This is a genomic window from Microbacterium sp. SZ1 (assembly GCF_002362255.1).
GTDB lineage: Bacteria > Actinomycetota > Actinomycetes > Actinomycetales > Microbacteriaceae > Microbacterium.
Window position 1 is genome coordinate 43,166 of the sequence record NZ_LPVV01000010.1, and the last position, 16,095, is coordinate 59,260.

A 16,095-nucleotide genomic window follows, 5' to 3' on the forward strand; every position below is an offset into this window, starting at 1 on the left:
CTGACGCCGGGGCCCGATGGGCACGCCGGATCCCTCAGCTGACGCCCTTCATGAGCTTCAGCACCGGCTTGACCGACAGCAGCAGACCTGCGCCGACGGCGATGGCGATCAGACCGAGGATCGAGAAGTAGGGCACCTCGTTCTTCGGGTCGTAGAAGCGCACCAGCCATCCCGAGATCGCGGTGCCCAGCGCGACCGAGAGGAAGAACAGCGCCACCATCTGCGTGTGGAAGACCTTCGGAGCGAGCTTCGTGGTCACCGACAGGCCGACCGGCGAGATGAGCAACTCGGCGATCGTGAAGACGAGCAGGATGCCGACGATCGCGAGCAGCGGCGTGGAGTTCGCGCTGCCGTTCGCGAAGAACAGGAAGAGCAGGAAGGCGGCCCCCATGATCATCGCGCCGAAGGCGAACTTGACCGGCGTCGACGGCTGGCGCTTCCCGAGCCGGGTCCAGATCGCCGCGAAGATCCCGGACAGGATGATGATGAACACAGGGTTGATCGACTGCACCCACGACACGGGCATCTCGAAGCCGAAGAGGTTCCGATCGAGGCGCTCGTCGGAGTACACCGTGAGCACCGTGAACTGCTGCTGGTAGAGCGACCAGAACGCCACGCTCGTGATGAACAGGGGCAGGAAGGCCCAGACCCGGGAGCGCTCGGTGGCATCGATCCTGCGGCTGCCGAGGATGACGGCGAAGTAGGCGACGGCCGCGATGACCGTGCCGATGATCACGATCGTCGAGAGGTTGTCGGCCTTGATGACCCCGAGCAGCACGAGCACGGCGATCACGACCACCGCGGCCGCAGCGACGACCGCCACGAGCGGGTAGCGGCCACGCGGGAGCGGGTTGGGCACGCGCCGTGCCTCGTCGGGCAGAGCCTTGCGCCCGAAGGAGTACTGCACGAGCCCCAGCGTCATGCCGATCGCCGCGAGGCCGAACCCATAGTGGAAGCCGAGGGTCGACTGCAGGATGCCGGTGAGGATCGGTCCGAGGAACGCGCCGAGGTTGATGCCGAGGTAGAACAGCGAGAAACCGGCGTCGCGACGGACGTCGTCGGCGCTGTAGAGCGTGCCGACCACCGAGGTGGCATTCGCCTTCAGGCCGCCGGAGCCGAGGGCGACGAGCACGAGTCCGACGCCGACGCCCAGGAAGCCGGGCAGGAGCGCGAGCGCCACGTGGCCGGCGACGATGACGATCGCACTGAGGAACAGCACGCGCTCCGAGCCGAGCATGCGATCGGCGATCCACGCCCCCAGGATCGTCGCCAGGTAGACGGAGCCGCCGTACGCGCCGACGATTCCGCCGGCCACCGCCTTAGACAGCCCGAGTCCGCCCTCGGTGACGGAGAAGTACAGGTAGATGAGCAGGATGCCCTGCATGCCGTAGAAGCTGAATCGCTCCCACATCTCCACGCCGAAGATGTGGACGAGCGCCCACGGCTGGCCGAAGAACCGGGTGTCGGACGCCGTCGTCGCCGTGTCTCGTGTCGCCATTGTCCTACGGTACGCCCGCGGGCGGGCCCCCGGCAGCGTCTCCCTCCGGGCGTCGGATTCCGCTATCGCGCCGGAGAGGGGCAGACTGGGGGCGTGCGAACCATCCGTGACCTCGACACCGTTGAACTGATCATCGACGCGCAGAGCCTGCTGGATTCCATCCGCGGTCCCGAGCGCGTCATCGACGCCGGGACACTGCGCGCGCTGCAGCAGTCGGGCAACTACGTCGTCGGACTCTTCGACGGAGAGGGCGATGAAGAGCGGATGGTCGGAGCCTCGATCGCGTTCTTCGGTGCTCCTGCGGCCCGTGCGATGCACTCGCACATCACGGCTCTCCTGCCCGAGTACCGCGGACGCGGCTGGGGACGGGAGCTCAAGGAGCACCAGCGACAGTGGGCGTTCTCGCGCGACGTCGGCCGCATCACGTGGACCTACGACCCGCTCGTCGCGCGCAATGCGCACTTCTTCCTCTCGGTGCTCGGCGCCCGGGTGACCGGCTACTCGGTGAACCGGTACGGGATCTTCGGGGGAGGGGATGCCGGAGACGAGAGCGACCGCCTCGATGTGGAGTGGGCGCTCGCCGACATCGCCAAGCCACCGGCATCCGATCTCGTGGTCGAGACGCTCGAGATCCCGACCGACATCGAGGCGATGAGGGAGTCCGATCCGGCAGCCGCACACGAGTGGCGTACGCGTCTTCGCGCGCAGATGGAGGGGATGCTCGGCAGCGGCCTGCAGCTCGCCGGCTTCGACGTGGAGCGCGGGTACCTGTTCACGCGGGCATAATCCGGCGCGGATAAGATTGGAGTGCCCGTGCTCACGGGCCTTCTCCACCGCATCCGACCATTGGAGCCACCGTGGCCGAACAGTCCCGTCTCGACAAGGTCATCGCCCTTGCCCGCCACCGCGGGTTCGTCTTCCAGGCGGGTGAGATCTACGGCGGCTCGCGGTCGGCCTGGGACTACGGACCCCTCGGCACCGAGCTCAAGGAGAACATCCGGCGGCAGTGGTGGCAGACGTTCGTGCGCGGACGCGGCGACATGGTCGGCCTCGACTCCAGCATCATCCTCCCCAAGCGCGTCTGGGAGGCGTCGGGTCACGTCGCGACGTTCAGCGACCCGCTCGTCGAGTGCCTGCACTGCCACAAGCGCTTCCGTGCCGACAACCTCATCGAGGACTTCGAAGCACGCAAGGGTCGCAAGGCCGAGAACGGCCTCGCCGACGTGCCGTGTCCGAACTGCGGCACCAAGGGGCAGTACACCGAGCCGAAGGACTTCTCCGGGCTCGTGAAGACCTACCTCGGCGTCGTCGACGACGAGTCGGGCCTGTACTACCTGCGCCCGGAGACCGCGCAGGGCATCTTCGTGAACTTCTCGAACGTGCTGACGGCGAGCCGCAAGAAGCCGCCCTTCGGCATCGGTCAGGTCGGCAAGGCGTTCCGCAACGAGATCACGCCGGGCAACTTCATCTTCCGCACGCGCGAGTTCGAGCAGATGGAGATCGAGTTCTTCACGCCGCCGGCCGAGGCGCCGCAGTGGTTCGACCACTGGGTCGAGGCGTGCTGGAACTGGTTCGTCGACCTCGGCATCGACCCCGAGAACATGCGTCAGTTCGACGTGCCCGAGGAGGACCGCGCGCACTACTCGGCCGGCACGATCGACGTCGAGTACCGCTTCGGCTTCCAGGGCAAGGAGTGGGGCGAGCTCATGGGCGTCGCGAACCGCACCGACTACGACCTGTCGAGCCACAGCGAGGCGTCGGGCCAGAGCCTCACGTACTTCGACCAGGCCTCGGGCGAGCGGTACACGCCGTATGTGATCGAGCCGTCGTTCGGTCTGACCCGCGCGATGATGGCCTTCCTCGTCGACGCGTACGTCGAGGAGCAGGTGCCCAACGCCAAGGGCGGCACTGACGTGCGCACCGTGCTGAAGCTCGACCCGCGCCTCGCTCCGGTCAAGGCAGCGGTGCTGCCGCTGAGCCGCAACGAGCGCCTGTCGCCGCTCGCACGCGAGGTCGCCGACACGTTGCGCGGTTCGTGGGCCGTCGACTTCGACGACGCCGGCGCCATCGGCCGTCGCTACCGTCGTCAGGACGAGATCGGCACGCCCTTCTGCGTCACGGTCGACTTCGACTCGCTCGACGACAGGGCCGTCACAGTGCGCGATCGCGACACGATGGCCCAGGAGCGCGTCGGCATCGACGAGCTGCACGACTACCTGGCCGCTCGGCTCAAGGGCGCCTGACGCTCGCACCGCTCTGTCGAGCCACAGAACCCCCTCGTGTCCGCGGATACGAGGGGGTTCTATGCTGACCCCATGTCCGTGATCGGGGAGTGGAGCGAGTTCCACGTCGCGATGGCCGGCGCCACCGCGGCGCTCGCCGGCCTCGTCATCGTCGCAGCGAGCGTCAACATCGCCGAGATCGTCAAGTCGCGAACGCTGACGGCGCGGCTTCTCGCGGGTATCGCAGCGCTGCTCCTCGCGCTCTCTGTGTCGGCTCTCGGTCTCGTGCCGGGCATCGACGACGTCTGGTTCGGCGCGCTCACGGTCATCGCGACGCTGATCGCCGCCGTGTTCCAGGTGAACGCCACGTGGCTCATCGCCCGCGATCCGAGTCCCGCCGACCGCGCGAAGCCGCTCAAGTACGCCGTCGGGTTCCTGCCGATCGTCGCATACCTCGCCGCGGGTGCGGCCGTGCTGTGGCAGCATCCCGCCGGCATGTACCTCGCCGCCCTCGGCTGCGTGTTGGCCGTGGTGTCCGCCGTCGTCGTGTCGTGGGTCGCTCTGGTGGAGGTGCTGCGCTGAGGGCGATGGACCGCCGTCCGATCGGACCGTTTCTCTCGGGCTAGCCGGTGACGGTGATCTGCGCCCCCGGCGAGCCGCCCGCCTCCATCCATGCGAGCGAGCGTTCGAGGATGCCGCGCAGCACGTCGAGATCGATCGCCTCGAGGTCCTTGATGTAGAGGCAGCTCGCGCCGGTGGTGTGCGGACCGAGCACGCTCAGCTCCTCGGCGTGAGCCGCGGTGCCGTCGAACAGATAGATCGTCGTCGCGCCCGCCCTCGGCGCGAAGCCGAGGAGCCCGCTGTCGCCCTCCGTCCCGGTGGGGTAGCGGTAGTGGCAGGAGCCGAATCCGATGATGGTGCCCCAGGTCTGCGGCTCTCGTCCCGAGACCTCTCGCATGAGGGCGGTGAGGGTCTCGGCATCCCGTCGCCGGATCGCCGGCTTCGCCCGCGCGATCAGTCCGGCGACATCGTCGCCGGTGGGTTTCATTTCTTCGCCGTCTTCGCGGCGGCCTTCATGGCCTTCTTGTGCTCGCGGACCTTCGTCAGTGACTCGGGCGAGACGATGTCGGCGACACTGCGGAACGAGCCCTCCTCGCCATAGGCACCTGCAGCTTCGCGCCAGCCCGTCCCCGTGAAGCCATACTGCTTTCCGAGCAATGCCAGGAAGATCTTGGCCTTCTGCTCGCCGAATCCGGGCAGGGCCTTCAGCCGCTTCAGCACTTCCGCGCCGTCGGGGTCGCCCTCGGTCCACAGTGCCGCCGCGTCGCCGCCCCAGTTGTCCACGAGGTCGCGGCACAGGGTCTGCACGCGCGTCGCCATCGAACCAGGGAAGCGGTGCACGGCGGGAGTGGTCTTGAATGCCTCCAGGAACTCGTCGGGATCCATGTGCGCGATCGATGCGGCATCCGCAGCACCCGTGCGCTGCTCGATCTTGAGGGGACCTGCGAACGCGGTCTCCATCGGCACCTGCTGGTCGAGCAGCATCCCGACGAGCAGGGCGAGGGGGTTGTCTGTGAGGAGCGCGTCGGCGGCGGTGTCTCCGGTGATGTGAAGGGCCATGTCTCCAGTGTGGCAGGGTGATCCGAACCTCGCTGAGTCGGCTCCTCAGAGCCGCTGCAGCCGGGGAAGAGGGCCCTCGAGGCGAGCGATCGCCACCCTCACCTCGGACAGTTCTTCCTCGATGCGCACGAACCTGTCGTCGAACTTCTCCTCGAGGTGGACGAAGCGATCTTCCATCTTCTCGAATCGCGCGTCGATCTTCTCGAACCGTCCGTCGATCTTCTCGAATCGCGCGTCGATCTTCTCGAATCGCGCGTCGACCTTCTCGAACCGTCCGTCGATCTTCTCGAACCGCTCGTCGATCCGGTCGAAGCGACCATCGAGAGCGGCGGTCTGCCGGGAGAGCATGATGCGGACGCCGCCGAGAACGGTCGCGCAGAACGCGGCGAGGGAGACGATGATCCCGATCAGGTCCGGTGACACGAGCATCCTCCCAGTCTGCGCGGATCGGCCGCGCTTGTCATGGGAACGACGATATGAAGCGTTCGGACGGTGTGAGAACCGGAACGGCGCGCGAACACGTTCTCTGTGGACAGTCCGCGGAAGCGGAGTCGGTGCAGAGAAGGTCAGGCGGTGGCCGCGTCGTCATCGAACGACGACTGCGCTGGCTGCACCGGCTCGATGCCGTACAGCGTTGCGAGGGCTGCCGCGAAGTCGTCCGCGCGACCGGAGGCGGCGAGCTCGTGTGCCCGAGCTGTGGGCGTGTGCAGCAGCACCCCGGTGAGGTGCCGCAGCGCCTGCTCGACCTTGCCGTCCTCGTCTCCGCGGGCGCGGGCTCGCTCGATCTCCGAGTCGAGCAGAGCGAAGATGTGCGACCGGAGGGCGATGACCGACGGTGTCACGCTCTGCCGACTACCGACGACGTGGAACGTGTCCGCGGCTTCACGGACGACGGTGCGTGCGGCATCCGTCGCCTGCAGCTCCTCCAGCGGGGCGTGCAGGCTGATGGTCTCCAGGTCGAGAAGCGCCACCCCCTCGAGTGAGGCGACGGCTGGGTCGACGTTCCGCGGCATGCCGAGGTCGATGACGAGCTGGCTGTGCGAGCCCACCGGGCACCCCGCTGCGGCCAGACCTGCCGGGGCCTGCAGATGCGCAGGAGTCAGCACGGGCTCGGTCGCCGTGGTGCAGGTGATGAGCAGACTCGAGTGACCGGCCGTGCGTGCGTAGTCGGCGGCCGCGACGGGACGGATGCCGTGCTTCGCGGCGAACTTCTCCGCGCGGCCGGAGGGCGAGTAGACGGAGATGTCGACGGCGCCGCGCTCCCGCAGCGTGGCGAGGGTGACGGCGGCGTACGCGCCGGTTCCGACGAGCAGCACGCGCTCGGCCGACCAGTCGGCGATACGGCTGTCGGCGAGCTCGAGAGCCAGGCGGACGAGCGATCGGCCGGCGCGGCCGAGCGCTGTGACGTTCTTGACCTTGCGCTGCGCCTGGCTCGCTCGCTGGAAGAGCCGCTCCAGCTCGGGGGAGGTGGTGCCCTCCTTGCGAGCGGCCTTGAGAGCCCGGCGGACCTGACCGGCGATCTCGCCTTCGCCGGACACGACCGATTCGAGCCCGGAGGCGACGGAGAAGAGGTGCTCGGCGACGCGCCGACCTGAATGCACCTCGTAGGCGCCGTCGAGCTCTGCGGTGCTGATGCCGGTGGCCGACTCGACTGCTTCGAGCACGGCCTCGACGCCGATGGCGCCGGCCGCGGTGACGGGCTCGTCCATCTCCACGTACGCCTCGAACCGGTTGCACGTCGCGAGGACGACCGCACCCTGCACGCACGACGCAGCGTCCACCACGGTGGAGGCGACGTCGTCGGGGGTGCGGCTCAGGCGTTCGAGCAGTTCGAAGGAGGCGGTCTTGTGACTCGCCGTGACACACAGCAGCACCCACTCAGTCTACCCCTCCTCGCGCACAGGTCGGCCGTCGCGGGGGATGGGAGGATGGACGCATGGCCCTCTCCGACGCCCCCCTGGTGCGCGCCCTCACCGGTCCCCGCCCCGATCGCACCCCCGTCTGGTTCATGCGGCAGGCGGGTCGATCGCTGCCCGAGTACCGCGAACTCCGGGTGGGTACGAGGATGCTGGACGCCTGCCTCACGCCCGACCTCGCCGCCGAGATCACGCTTCAGCCGGTGCGTCGACACGGCGTCGACGCGGCCGTCTTCTTCAGCGACATCGTGATCCCGCTGCGCCTCGCCGGTGTCGACGTCGAGATCGAGCCCGGTCGGGGGCCGGTCTTCGCGAACCCCGTGCGAACCGCGGCCGACGTCGACCGCATCACCGCGATCGACCCGGCGTCCCTCGACGGCGACGCGATCGCCGAGGCGGTCGGCATCGTCACCTCCGAGCTGGGGGAGACGCCGCTGATCGGTTTCGCCGGAGCACCGTTCACCCTCGCCGCCTACCTCGTCGAGGGCGGACCGTCGAAGGAGCACCTGCGCGCCAGGGCGATGATGCACGCCGACCCCGACGGCTGGAATCGGCTCGCGGGCTGGCTGGCCCAGGTATCCCGCCGTTTCCTCGAGATCCAGCGCGACGCCGGGGCATCCGTCGTCCAACTCTTCGACTCGTGGGCCGGCTCCCTGAGCCGCGCCGACTACCTCGCCTTCGTGGCCCCGCACTCGCGCACCGCGCTGGAGGGCATCGGCATCCCGAGCATCCACTTCGGCGTCGGCACCGGCCCGTTCCTCGCCGACATGCGCCTCGACGGAATCGCCGACGGGGTGGGAGTCGACTGGCGGATGCCGCTGGACGAGGCGGCCGCACTGGTCGGGCCGGACACCTCGCTGCAGGGCAATATCGATCCTGCTCTCCTCTCGGCGCCGTGGCCGGTGCTCGAGGCTCACGTCCGCGACGTGGTCGAGCGGGGCCGCGCTGCGCGCGGTCACATCCTGAACCTCGGACACGGGGTGCCGCCGGAGACCGATCCCGACCAGCTCACCCGCATCGTGGAACTCGCCCACTCGCTCTGATCGACGCTACCCGGACGCTCGACCGCGGCCACGCAGCCGCCGCACGATCCGCAGGTCGTCGAGCGTGAAGCGCCCGTCGGGCATCGCCGCGCGGATCCGCTCGTCGGTGAAGGAGCGGGAGGGGCGGATGCCGGGCGGCAGCTCGGGCGCGGGCGGTGCCGCCTCGCTCACGCCCTCCGTCAGCATCCGCGCCTGCGCCTTGGCGACGAGCGGCACGACCATGACCCATTCGACGAGCTGCGCGAGGATCCGGATCGTCCAGGGCGGGACGGGTACGTACGCGGGTCGCCGTCCCGCGACGCGGGCGATACGACGGATCGCTTCGCCGAGCGTGACCTCGTCGGCGCCCATCACCGCGACGGTCGGCTCCGCGATGCGGCCCTCGATGGCGGCCGTGAGCACGTCGACGGCGTCGTCGAGCGGCACGGGACGGGCCGTGCGCTCCCGGAATCCGACCGTCCAGAACAGCGGGAGGCTCCGCACGGCTCGCGTGACGTGATCGACCATGTGATCGCCGGGGCCGTAGATCATCCCGAACTTGAGGATCGTGTGCGGGATGCCGGAGCGGCGGATGATCTCCTCCGCCGCCCACTTGGTCTCGTGGTAGCCGGAGCCGCAGTCGGGGCGGGCTCGGAGGAAGCTCACCATCACGATGCGGCGCACGCCCGCCCGGCGAGCGGCTTCGACGACCGCGCGGGTTCCGTCGACGTGCACCCGACGGAACGTCTGGCCGTCGATCTCCCGGTTGATCCCGGCGCAGTGGGCGACGACCTCGCACCCGGCGAACGCCGCCGCGAGAGCGTCGACGTCGTCGATCTCGACGCCGGTGCGACGAGATACGGCCACCGCGTCCGGCAGGCGCTCGGCGAGGTGGCGCCCGAGGAACCCGGTGCCTCCGGTGATCGCGACTCGCATGATGACTCCTTCGCTCATTAGCTCTTGGGCTAAACACTATCTAGCAGGAGTGCTATATTGCAAACATGACAGATAGCGCGTCCGACATCTTCGCCGCGCTGGCACACCCTACGCGCCGACAGATCCTGCAGGATCTGAAGGAAGGCGAGCTCGCGGCCGGCGAGATCGCCTCGCGATTCTCGGCCAGCGGTCCCACCATCTCGCGGCACCTCTCGGTGCTTCGCCAGGCGGGCCTCGTCACCGAACGGCGCGACGCGAACCGCATCCTCTACTCGCTGGTCGGCGAGCGGCTCGCGCTGTCGGTCGGCGACTTCCTCTCGACCGTGTGCCCGGAGCAGATCGTGCTGCGCGAGATCCGCAAGCGCGGATCGGGGCGCAGCGAGGTCGCACCCGCCGAGGCGTGAATCCACGGCCCTCGCGGACGGGCTGTTCAGGCGGCGGTGCGAGGATTGAACGCATGAGCCACGAGCCCGCCCCCTCGGATCACACGCCCCACCCCGAACCCGCGGAACTGGCCGAACGCGCATCGCACCGCCACATCGTCGTGATCGGCGGCGGAGTCGGCGGACTCATCGCAGCCCGGGAGTGCGTCAAGGTCGGCATGCGCGTCACGCTGCTGGAAGCGTCGGATGCGGTCGGCGGCGCGATCCGTCGAGCGGCGCTCGACGGGGTGGTGCTGGACGCGGGTGCCGAGAGCTACGCCACCCGTGGCGGACACGTGCGGGCGCTGGTGACGGAACTGGGTCTGGCCGATCGCATCGTGACGCCCGCCGCGGGAGGGGCTTGGGTGTCCGGAATCCCCGGGGTGGGCGCTGCGCCGCTCCCGGCCGGCGGCATCCTCGGCATCCCGAGCAATCCCTTCCAGGACGACGTCCGTCGCGTGATCGGATGGTCGGGCGTGTGGCGCGCGTACCTCGACCGCGTCCGCCCCCCGCTGACGATCGGGCACAGCCACAGTCTCGGAAGGCTGGTCGCATCGCGGATGGGCGTGAAGGTGCGCGATCGTCTCGTCGCACCCGTGACGACCGGCGTGTACTCGGCATCGCCCGACGACGTCGACGTCGACGTCGCAGCGCCCGGACTGAACGCCGCCCTCACGAGCGTCGGCTCCCTCTCGGGTGCCGTGCAGGCGCTTCGCGACGAAGGTGCAGCGAGAGCTGCGAAGGCGCAGACGCCCGGGGCGGCTGTCGAGGGACTGGTCGGCGGCATGTCGGTGCTGTCCGAGGCGCTCGTGGCCGACATCGAGAAGCTGGGCGGAGTCGTGCACACCGGTATCCGCGTCACGGAGGTCTCGCGCAGCGGCGCCGCCTGGAGTGTGCGGACGGATGCGGAAGTGGATGAGCAGGCCGATCTGGCCGAGCTCACCGCCGACGGCGTCGTCGTCGCCACCTCGGAGTCGGTGGCGCGCGAGCTGCTCGGCGCCGCCGCGCCCGGCCTCGCGACGACCGAGACGGCGACCGCCCCGGCGATCGAGATCGTGACTCTCATGCTTCGGCCGTCGGCCCTCACCGGCGCTCCTCGGGGCACGGGCGTGCTCACGGTGCCTGGCAGCCACACGGCGAAGGCCCTGACGCACTCGACGGCGAAGTGGGAGTGGGTGCGTCGGGCGGCCGGCGACCGCCACGTCGTTCGGGTGTCTTTCGGCACTCAGGGTGAGCCGGCCGCGACCGCCGCGCTCGACGACGACGGGGCCGCCCGGCTGGCGCTCCGTGAGGCGGCGGCGCTGCTCGGCGTCCCACTCCGTGACGAGGACCTCGTGGCGGCACACCGGGCGCGGTTCGTGCAGTCGCAGCCCGCGTCGATCATCGGCTCCGGTGAACGTCGTGAGGCCGCGCGCGCCGCCGTGCAGGCCGTGCCCGGCCTCGCCGCGGTGGGCGCTTGGCTGGCGGGCACGGGTCTCGCACAGGTCGTGCCGGATGCCGTCGGCGAAGCCGACCGCCTCCGTCGCGCGCTGCTCTGGGACTGAGCCGTTTTCCCGCGGTCGGGAGCGCCGCGTCTGTGACCGCTCGACGGCGATCTGTCAACCCTCTCCGCTATAGATGCCGAAGACGGCATACGGCGTTACGCTGGACACCTGTCAGGCGGCGCCGAGCCGCCGGTTCGCCCTCGGGCGTTCACACCGGAACAACGTGAGGAGACCCCATGAAGGGGAAGATCGGACTCGTCGTAGGACTCGGCGTGGGATACGTGCTCGGGACACGCGCTGGACAAGAGCGTTACGAGCAGATCAAGACGCAGTGGCTGAAGGTCTGGAACCAGGAGCCGGTGCAGGAGCAGGTAGAGAAGGTCAAGGACTTCGTCGGAGACAAGGCCGCGGCCATCCCCGGTGCCGTCTGGAACGGCGTTCAGAAGGTCGTGAAGTCGGCGAGCGGCAACGGCACCGCCGGACAGCGCCTCGACTCCGCCGTCGCGGCGGGTCGCAAGGCGGCGGAAGACGTCGTCGATGCGACCGAAGACGCGGTGGAGGAGGCCAAGGACGCGGCCTCGAAGCCCGCTGAGAAGTCCGCGGCCAAGAAGCCGGCATCGCCGTCACCGTCTGCGAAGACCGGGAGCTGACGTGCCTCGCGGATACCGCGATCGCGCCGAGGACAGCCTGCTGTCACTGATCGGCGACCTGCCCGAGCTCATCGGCAACCTCGTCAAGGCTGAGATCGACGCGGCGAAGGTGTGGATCTCGAAGACGGCGAAGGATGCCGGGATCGGCTCGGTCTGGTTCCTGGTCGCGCTGTTCTTCCTGTTCTGGGCCGTGCCGGTGATCCTCACCTTCGCCATCGCCGGACTCTCCTCGTGGTGGCCGGTGTGGCTCTCGGCGCTCGCCGTGCTCGGCATCCTGATCCTCGCCGTGCTGTTCTTCGCATTGCTCGGCATCCTGAAGTTCCGCAAGGTGCTCCGTCGTCAGAATCCCGCCCAGGCGGTCGGCGACGACATCCGAATCGTGAAGGAAGCCGGCGATGACGAACTCTGAGATCTCCCGGCGCCGGACGGCGCCCACCATGGACACGCTGCCGAAGACCGCCGTTCCGGCCGGGATCGTCGACGCACGCGAATCCGCACGGGCGGAGCTCAAGGCAGCCCTCGCTGCGATCGAGGTCAAGGGGAACTTCCCCCGGCGCATCGACAAGGCGTCGAAGCGCGCCGTCGCCAACGCGCGCGTCTTCGCCGACCGCAATCCGGTGGCCGCAGTGGCAGCTGCCGTCGCTGTGGCTGCGGTCGTGGGTGGAGCTGTGTGGGTCATCGCGAGGGCCGTCTCCCGCTGACGCTCCCGCTCTGCCGCCGGGCGTGACCCGGGCGTTCGCCACCACTCCGGAAAAGGGGGCAGACTGGATCCATGTCCGTTGAGCACGAAGAGAACCCGTCCGGCTTCACCCTGTGGGCCGTGTGGCGACGCAACCCAGACGCCCCGGTGACCGAGGCCGACTCCACCGAACTCGAGACGATCGTCTCGTACATCGAGGACTCCGGCGTCACGGTCCGCGGCTTCTACGACGTCTCCGGGCTTAAGGCGGACGCCGACCTGATGGTGTGGCTGCATGGCGACACCGCCGAGGAGCTGCAGCGGGCCCTGCGTCGTCTGCGTCGGACCGAGCTGCTCCGTACGCTGCTGCCGGTGTGGAACGTCATGGGCGTGCATCGCGATGCCGAGTTCAACCGCGCTCACGTGCCGGGGTTCCTGCGCGGCGTCGAGCCGAAGGACTGGCTGTGCCTGTACCCGTTCGTGCGCACCCCGGAGTGGTACCTCGCGCCGGAGGGCGAGCGTCGCGCGATGCTCGCCGATCACGGTCGCAAGGGTGCCGCGTTCACCGGGGTCATCGCGAACACGGTCGCCGCGTTCGCGCTCGGCGACTACGAGTGGATCCTGCCGATGGAGGCCGACGACCTCACGGACCTCGTCGACATGATGCGCGACCTGCGGTACACCGACGCGCGTCTCTACGTGAAGGAGGAGGTGCCCTTCTACACCGGCCGCCGTCTCCGCTTCGACGAGATCGCGGACGTGCTGCAGTAGGACTCACATGACCACCTCGTCTTCGCTGTCCTCCCCGATTCGGCTGGGCACCCGCCGCAGCGCGCTCGCACAGGCGCAGTCCGGTCACGTCGCCGCCGCGCTCGAGAAGGTGTCGGGTCGCCGTGTCGAGCTCGTGCCCATCACGAGCGAAGGTGATACGAACCGAGCCTCCCTGTCGGAGATCGGCGGCCAGGGCATCTTCGCGACCCGACTGCGCGAGGCGCTTCTCGCCGGTGAGTGCGACTTCCTGGTGCACTCCCTCAAGGACCTCCCCACGGCGATCCCCGCGGGGCTGACGATCGCGGCGACTCCGCCGCGCGTCGACGCTCGGGACGTCGCGATCACCCGCGCCGGCACACCGCTGCACGAGCTCCGCGCCGGCAGCACCGTCGGGACCGGTTCGCCGCGTCGCATCGCGCAGGTCGGCATCCGCGCTCCGCACGCGCAGGTCGTCGACATCCGAGGGAACGTCGATTCGCGCCTCGCGCGGGTGGCGTCGGGTGAGCTCGAGGCCGTGATCCTCGCCGCGGCCGGCCTGACGCGACTGGGCAGCGACTCTCCGCTGCGCCGCGAGGAGCTCGGCCTGGCGGAATGGCCGACGGCTCCCGGGCAGGGAGCTCTCGCGGTGGAGACCCGATCGGATGCTCCGGCCGAGCTCCTCGAGGCGCTCGGCGCCCTCGACGATCTCGACACGCGCATCGCGGTGACGGTCGAGCGCGCGGTGCTCGAGGGTCTGGATGCCGGATGCCAGGCGCCGATGGCCGCGCACGCGGTCCTCTCCGGCGACGAGATCCGCGTCAGGACGGTCGTGTACGCGCCCGATGGTGACCGCCGGATCGGGCTCGACGTCACCGAGTCGCTGAACGGGGAGTATATTCGTCGGAACGGCAGTGGCAATGGTGCGGATGCTGCCGATGGTGCAGACCCGATGCACGCAGCGCGCGAGCTCGGGTTGACTCTTGCCCGTCGGCTGCTCGAACAGGGGGCGGCTGACCTCGTCTCCCGAGAGCATTCTTCATGACTGATTCGAAGCAGGACCGACCGCTGAGCGGATGGCGCATCCTCGTGCCCCGCGGCGGACCGTGGGGCGATGGCGTCGCCGCGAGTCTGCGCGCCCAGGGGGCGGTTCCCGTGGTGGCGCCCCTCATCAACTTCGCGCCGACGACCGATCAGGCGGCGCTGGATGTGGCGCTCGCTCAGCTCGCCGACGGCGTGTACGACTGGCTGACCGTCACGAGCGCGACGACCGTCGACGTGATGTTCGCTCACCGCGCCGTCGTGCCGCGCAGTACGAAGATCGCCGCGGTGGGCGAGACGACCGCCGCCGCTCTGCAGGCGGTCGGATACGAGGTCGCGCTCGTCCCCGACCAGGACAACTCCGCGGAGGGGATGGCGGAGCAGCTGATCGCGCTCGAGACCGCGCCGCGTCGCATCCTCGCCCTGCGCAGCGAGATCGCGAAGCCGGTGCTGAGCGTGCTGCTGCAGGAGGCGGGACACGATGTCGACAGCGTCGTCGCGTACCGCACGGTGGGTGTGCCGGTCACGGACCGCATCAAGCGCGACGTCGAGAACGGGCGCATCAACGCGATCCTCATCACGAGTGGATCCGTCGCTGCCCAGGTGCGCGAGCAGTTCCCGGAGATCCCCGACGACACGCTGCTCGCCGCGATCGGGCCGCGTACGGCGCGGGATGCCGACAAGGCCGGCCTTCCGATCACGGTGATCGCAGACCGGCAGACCGTGGATGCCCTGATCGAGGCCGTGTCGAGCTTCACGCTTCCGCACGCGGCGGACGAGTTGGCACCGTGAGCTTCCCCGATGTGAGGATGCGCCGGCTGCGTCAATCGCCGGCGATGCGCGGTCTCGTTCGCGAGACCTCTGTGGAGCCGCGCCAGCTCGTGCTCCCGCTGTTCGTGCGCGAGGGGGTGACCGAGGCGCAGCCGATCGGTTCCATGCCCGGGCTCGCCCAGCACTCGCTGGATTCGCTCCGGGCGGTGGCGACGGAGGCCGCGGAGGCCGGTGTCGGCGGTGTGATGCTGTTCGGCGTCCCGGCGGTGCGCGACGCGCGCGGCTCGGGAGCAGACGACCCGAAGGGCATTCTCAACGTGGCCACCGAGGCGCTGGCCGCCGAGGTCGGCGACGCTCTGGTGGTGCAGACCGACCTCTGCCTCGACGAGTTCACGGATCATGGACACTGCGGTGTGCTCGCGGCGGACGGCTCGGTCGACAACGACTCCACCCTCGAGCGCTACACGTCGATGGCTCTGTCGCAGGCGCGCGCCGGCTCGCAGCTGCTCGGCCTCTCCGGGATGATGGACGGCCAGGTCGCCGTCATCCGACGTGCGCTCGACGCGGAGGGATTCACGGACACGCTGCTGCTGGCGTACGCCGCGAAGTACGCGAGCGCGTTCTACGGCCCGTTCCGCGAGGCGGTCGACTCGCAGTTGCGCGGCGACCGCCGCACCTACCAGCTCGATCCGGGCAACCGTCGAGAGGGTGTGCGCGAGGCCATCGTGGACGAGCAGGAGGGAGCCGACATCGTCATGGTCAAGCCGGCGATGGCCTTCCTCGATGTGCTGCGCGAGGTGCGCGACACCGTGAACGTGCCCGTGTGGGCGTACCAGGTGTCCGGGGAGTACGCGATGATCGAGGCGGCTGCGGCGAACGGATGGATCGATCGTCGTGCGTCGATCCTGGAGTCGTTGCTGTCGATCCGTCGGGCGGGCGCGGACGCCGTGCTCACGTACTGGGCGACCGAGGCCGCGCGCTGGCTGCGCGGCTGACCGCCCGCCATTCGATTCCGTCTCGGGGCGAGCGCGTGCACCTGAGTCCGGCGCCCAGGCACGCGGGCTAGCCTGGAGGATGCCGGTGCCTG

Annotated in this window: 19 protein-coding genes; 13 read left to right on the top strand and 6 right to left on the bottom strand. The window is 69.5% G+C overall.

The window, feature by feature from the left end; translation table 11 throughout:
• Positions 1-34: 34 nt before the first annotated feature.
• The gene (locus tag AUC47_RS07230; protein ID WP_096714543.1) at positions 35-1,498 is read right to left on the bottom strand and encodes a peptide MFS transporter; all 1,464 of its coding nucleotides are present in this window, start codon (positions 1,496-1,498) and stop codon (positions 35-37) included.
• A gap of 93 nt (positions 1,499-1,591) precedes the next feature.
• Between AUC47_RS07230 and AUC47_RS07235 the strand changes: the two genes are divergently transcribed.
• The 3 genes from AUC47_RS07235 (at position 1,592) to AUC47_RS07245 (ending at position 4,302) form a co-directional block, all read left to right on the top strand.
• On the top strand, positions 1,592-2,284 hold the full coding sequence (locus AUC47_RS07235) for a GNAT family N-acetyltransferase (protein WP_096714544.1): 693 nt from the start codon (positions 1,592-1,594) through the stop codon (positions 2,282-2,284).
• 71 nt (positions 2,285-2,355) lie between these two features.
• Positions 2,356-3,741 carry a glycine--tRNA ligase gene (locus AUC47_RS07240; protein ID WP_096714545.1) on the top strand — a complete coding sequence of 462 codons (1,386 nt, stop codon included), beginning with the start codon at positions 2,356-2,358 and terminating at the stop codon, positions 3,739-3,741.
• A 72-nt stretch (positions 3,742-3,813) separates the two neighbouring features.
• Positions 3,814-4,302 (top strand): hypothetical protein, encoded by a 489-nt coding sequence (locus tag AUC47_RS07245; RefSeq protein WP_256999479.1) that lies wholly within the window; start codon positions 3,814-3,816, stop codon positions 4,300-4,302.
• A gap of 40 nt (positions 4,303-4,342) precedes the next feature.
• Here AUC47_RS07245 and AUC47_RS07250 read toward each other — a convergent pair whose 3' ends face one another.
• From AUC47_RS07250 to AUC47_RS07265, 4 genes are all read right to left on the bottom strand, one after another.
• Positions 4,343-4,768: a DUF1801 domain-containing protein gene (locus AUC47_RS07250; protein ID WP_096714546.1), complete on the bottom strand. Its 426-nt coding sequence runs from the start codon at positions 4,766-4,768 to the stop codon at positions 4,343-4,345.
• Positions 4,765-5,340, bottom strand: a complete 576-nt coding sequence (locus AUC47_RS07255; protein WP_096714547.1) for an HhH-GPD-type base excision DNA repair protein — start codon at positions 5,338-5,340, stop codon at positions 4,765-4,767. Before AUC47_RS07255 ends, AUC47_RS07250 begins: the two co-directional genes overlap by 4 nt.
• 45 nt (positions 5,341-5,385) lie before the next feature.
• A complete protein-coding gene (locus AUC47_RS16725) occupies positions 5,386-5,769 on the bottom strand; it encodes a response regulator (protein WP_096714548.1) in 384 nt (127 codons plus the stop codon).
• Positions 5,770-5,906: 137 nt separating this feature from the next.
• Positions 5,907-7,214 (bottom strand): glutamyl-tRNA reductase, encoded by a 1,308-nt coding sequence (locus AUC47_RS07265; RefSeq protein WP_096714549.1) that lies wholly within the window; start codon positions 7,212-7,214, stop codon positions 5,907-5,909.
• A gap of 62 nt (positions 7,215-7,276) precedes the next feature.
• Between AUC47_RS07265 and hemE the strand changes: the two genes are divergently transcribed.
• Positions 7,277-8,299, top strand: a complete 1,023-nt coding sequence (hemE, locus tag AUC47_RS07270) for a uroporphyrinogen decarboxylase (RefSeq protein WP_096714550.1) — start codon at positions 7,277-7,279, stop codon at positions 8,297-8,299.
• A gap of 6 nt (positions 8,300-8,305) precedes the next feature.
• On the opposite strand, the gene AUC47_RS07275 is transcribed toward hemE, so the two are convergent.
• Positions 8,306-9,214, bottom strand: coding sequence for an NAD(P)H-binding protein (locus AUC47_RS07275; protein WP_096714551.1), 909 nt, complete (start codon positions 9,212-9,214; stop codon positions 8,306-8,308).
• 65 nt (positions 9,215-9,279) lie between these two features.
• On the opposite strand from AUC47_RS07275, the gene AUC47_RS07280 reads away from it, so the two are divergent.
• The 9 genes from AUC47_RS07280 to hemB all read left to right on the top strand — a co-directional run bounded on the left by AUC47_RS07280 (position 9,280) and on the right by hemB (position 16,003).
• Positions 9,280-9,618, top strand: coding sequence for a metalloregulator ArsR/SmtB family transcription factor (locus AUC47_RS07280; protein ID WP_096714552.1), 339 nt, complete (start codon positions 9,280-9,282; stop codon positions 9,616-9,618).
• Between the two features lie 53 nt (positions 9,619-9,671).
• Positions 9,672-11,180 (top strand): protoporphyrinogen/coproporphyrinogen oxidase, encoded by a 1,509-nt coding sequence (locus AUC47_RS07285; protein ID WP_096714553.1) that lies wholly within the window; start codon positions 9,672-9,674, stop codon positions 11,178-11,180.
• A gap of 176 nt (positions 11,181-11,356) precedes the next feature.
• The gene (locus tag AUC47_RS07290; protein ID WP_096714554.1) at positions 11,357-11,770 is read left to right on the top strand and encodes a hypothetical protein; all 414 of its coding nucleotides are present in this window, start codon (positions 11,357-11,359) and stop codon (positions 11,768-11,770) included.
• A 1-nt stretch (position 11,771) separates the two neighbouring features.
• Positions 11,772-12,179, top strand: a complete 408-nt coding sequence (locus AUC47_RS07295; protein ID WP_179297549.1) for a phage holin family protein — start codon at positions 11,772-11,774, stop codon at positions 12,177-12,179.
• On the top strand, positions 12,166-12,471 hold the full coding sequence (locus AUC47_RS07300) for a hypothetical protein (RefSeq protein ID WP_179297550.1): 306 nt from the start codon (positions 12,166-12,168) through the stop codon (positions 12,469-12,471). The genes AUC47_RS07295 and AUC47_RS07300 overlap by 14 nt, the downstream gene beginning before the upstream one ends.
• A 71-nt stretch (positions 12,472-12,542) precedes the next feature.
• Positions 12,543-13,220 (top strand): hydrogen peroxide-dependent heme synthase, encoded by a 678-nt coding sequence (hemQ, locus tag AUC47_RS07305; RefSeq protein WP_096714556.1) that lies wholly within the window; start codon positions 12,543-12,545, stop codon positions 13,218-13,220.
• A gap of 25 nt (positions 13,221-13,245) precedes the next feature.
• A complete protein-coding gene (gene hemC / locus AUC47_RS07310; RefSeq protein WP_096714630.1) occupies positions 13,246-14,241 on the top strand; it encodes a hydroxymethylbilane synthase in 996 nt (331 codons plus the stop codon).
• Positions 14,238-15,029, top strand: coding sequence for a uroporphyrinogen-III synthase (locus tag AUC47_RS07315; protein ID WP_096714557.1), 792 nt, complete (start codon positions 14,238-14,240; stop codon positions 15,027-15,029). Before hemC ends, AUC47_RS07315 begins: the two co-directional genes overlap by 4 nt.
• The gene (gene hemB / locus AUC47_RS07320) at positions 15,026-16,003 is read left to right on the top strand and encodes a porphobilinogen synthase (RefSeq protein WP_179297551.1); all 978 of its coding nucleotides are present in this window, start codon (positions 15,026-15,028) and stop codon (positions 16,001-16,003) included. The genes AUC47_RS07315 and hemB overlap by 4 nt, the downstream gene beginning before the upstream one ends.
• The last annotated feature ends 92 nt before the right edge of the window (positions 16,004-16,095 follow it).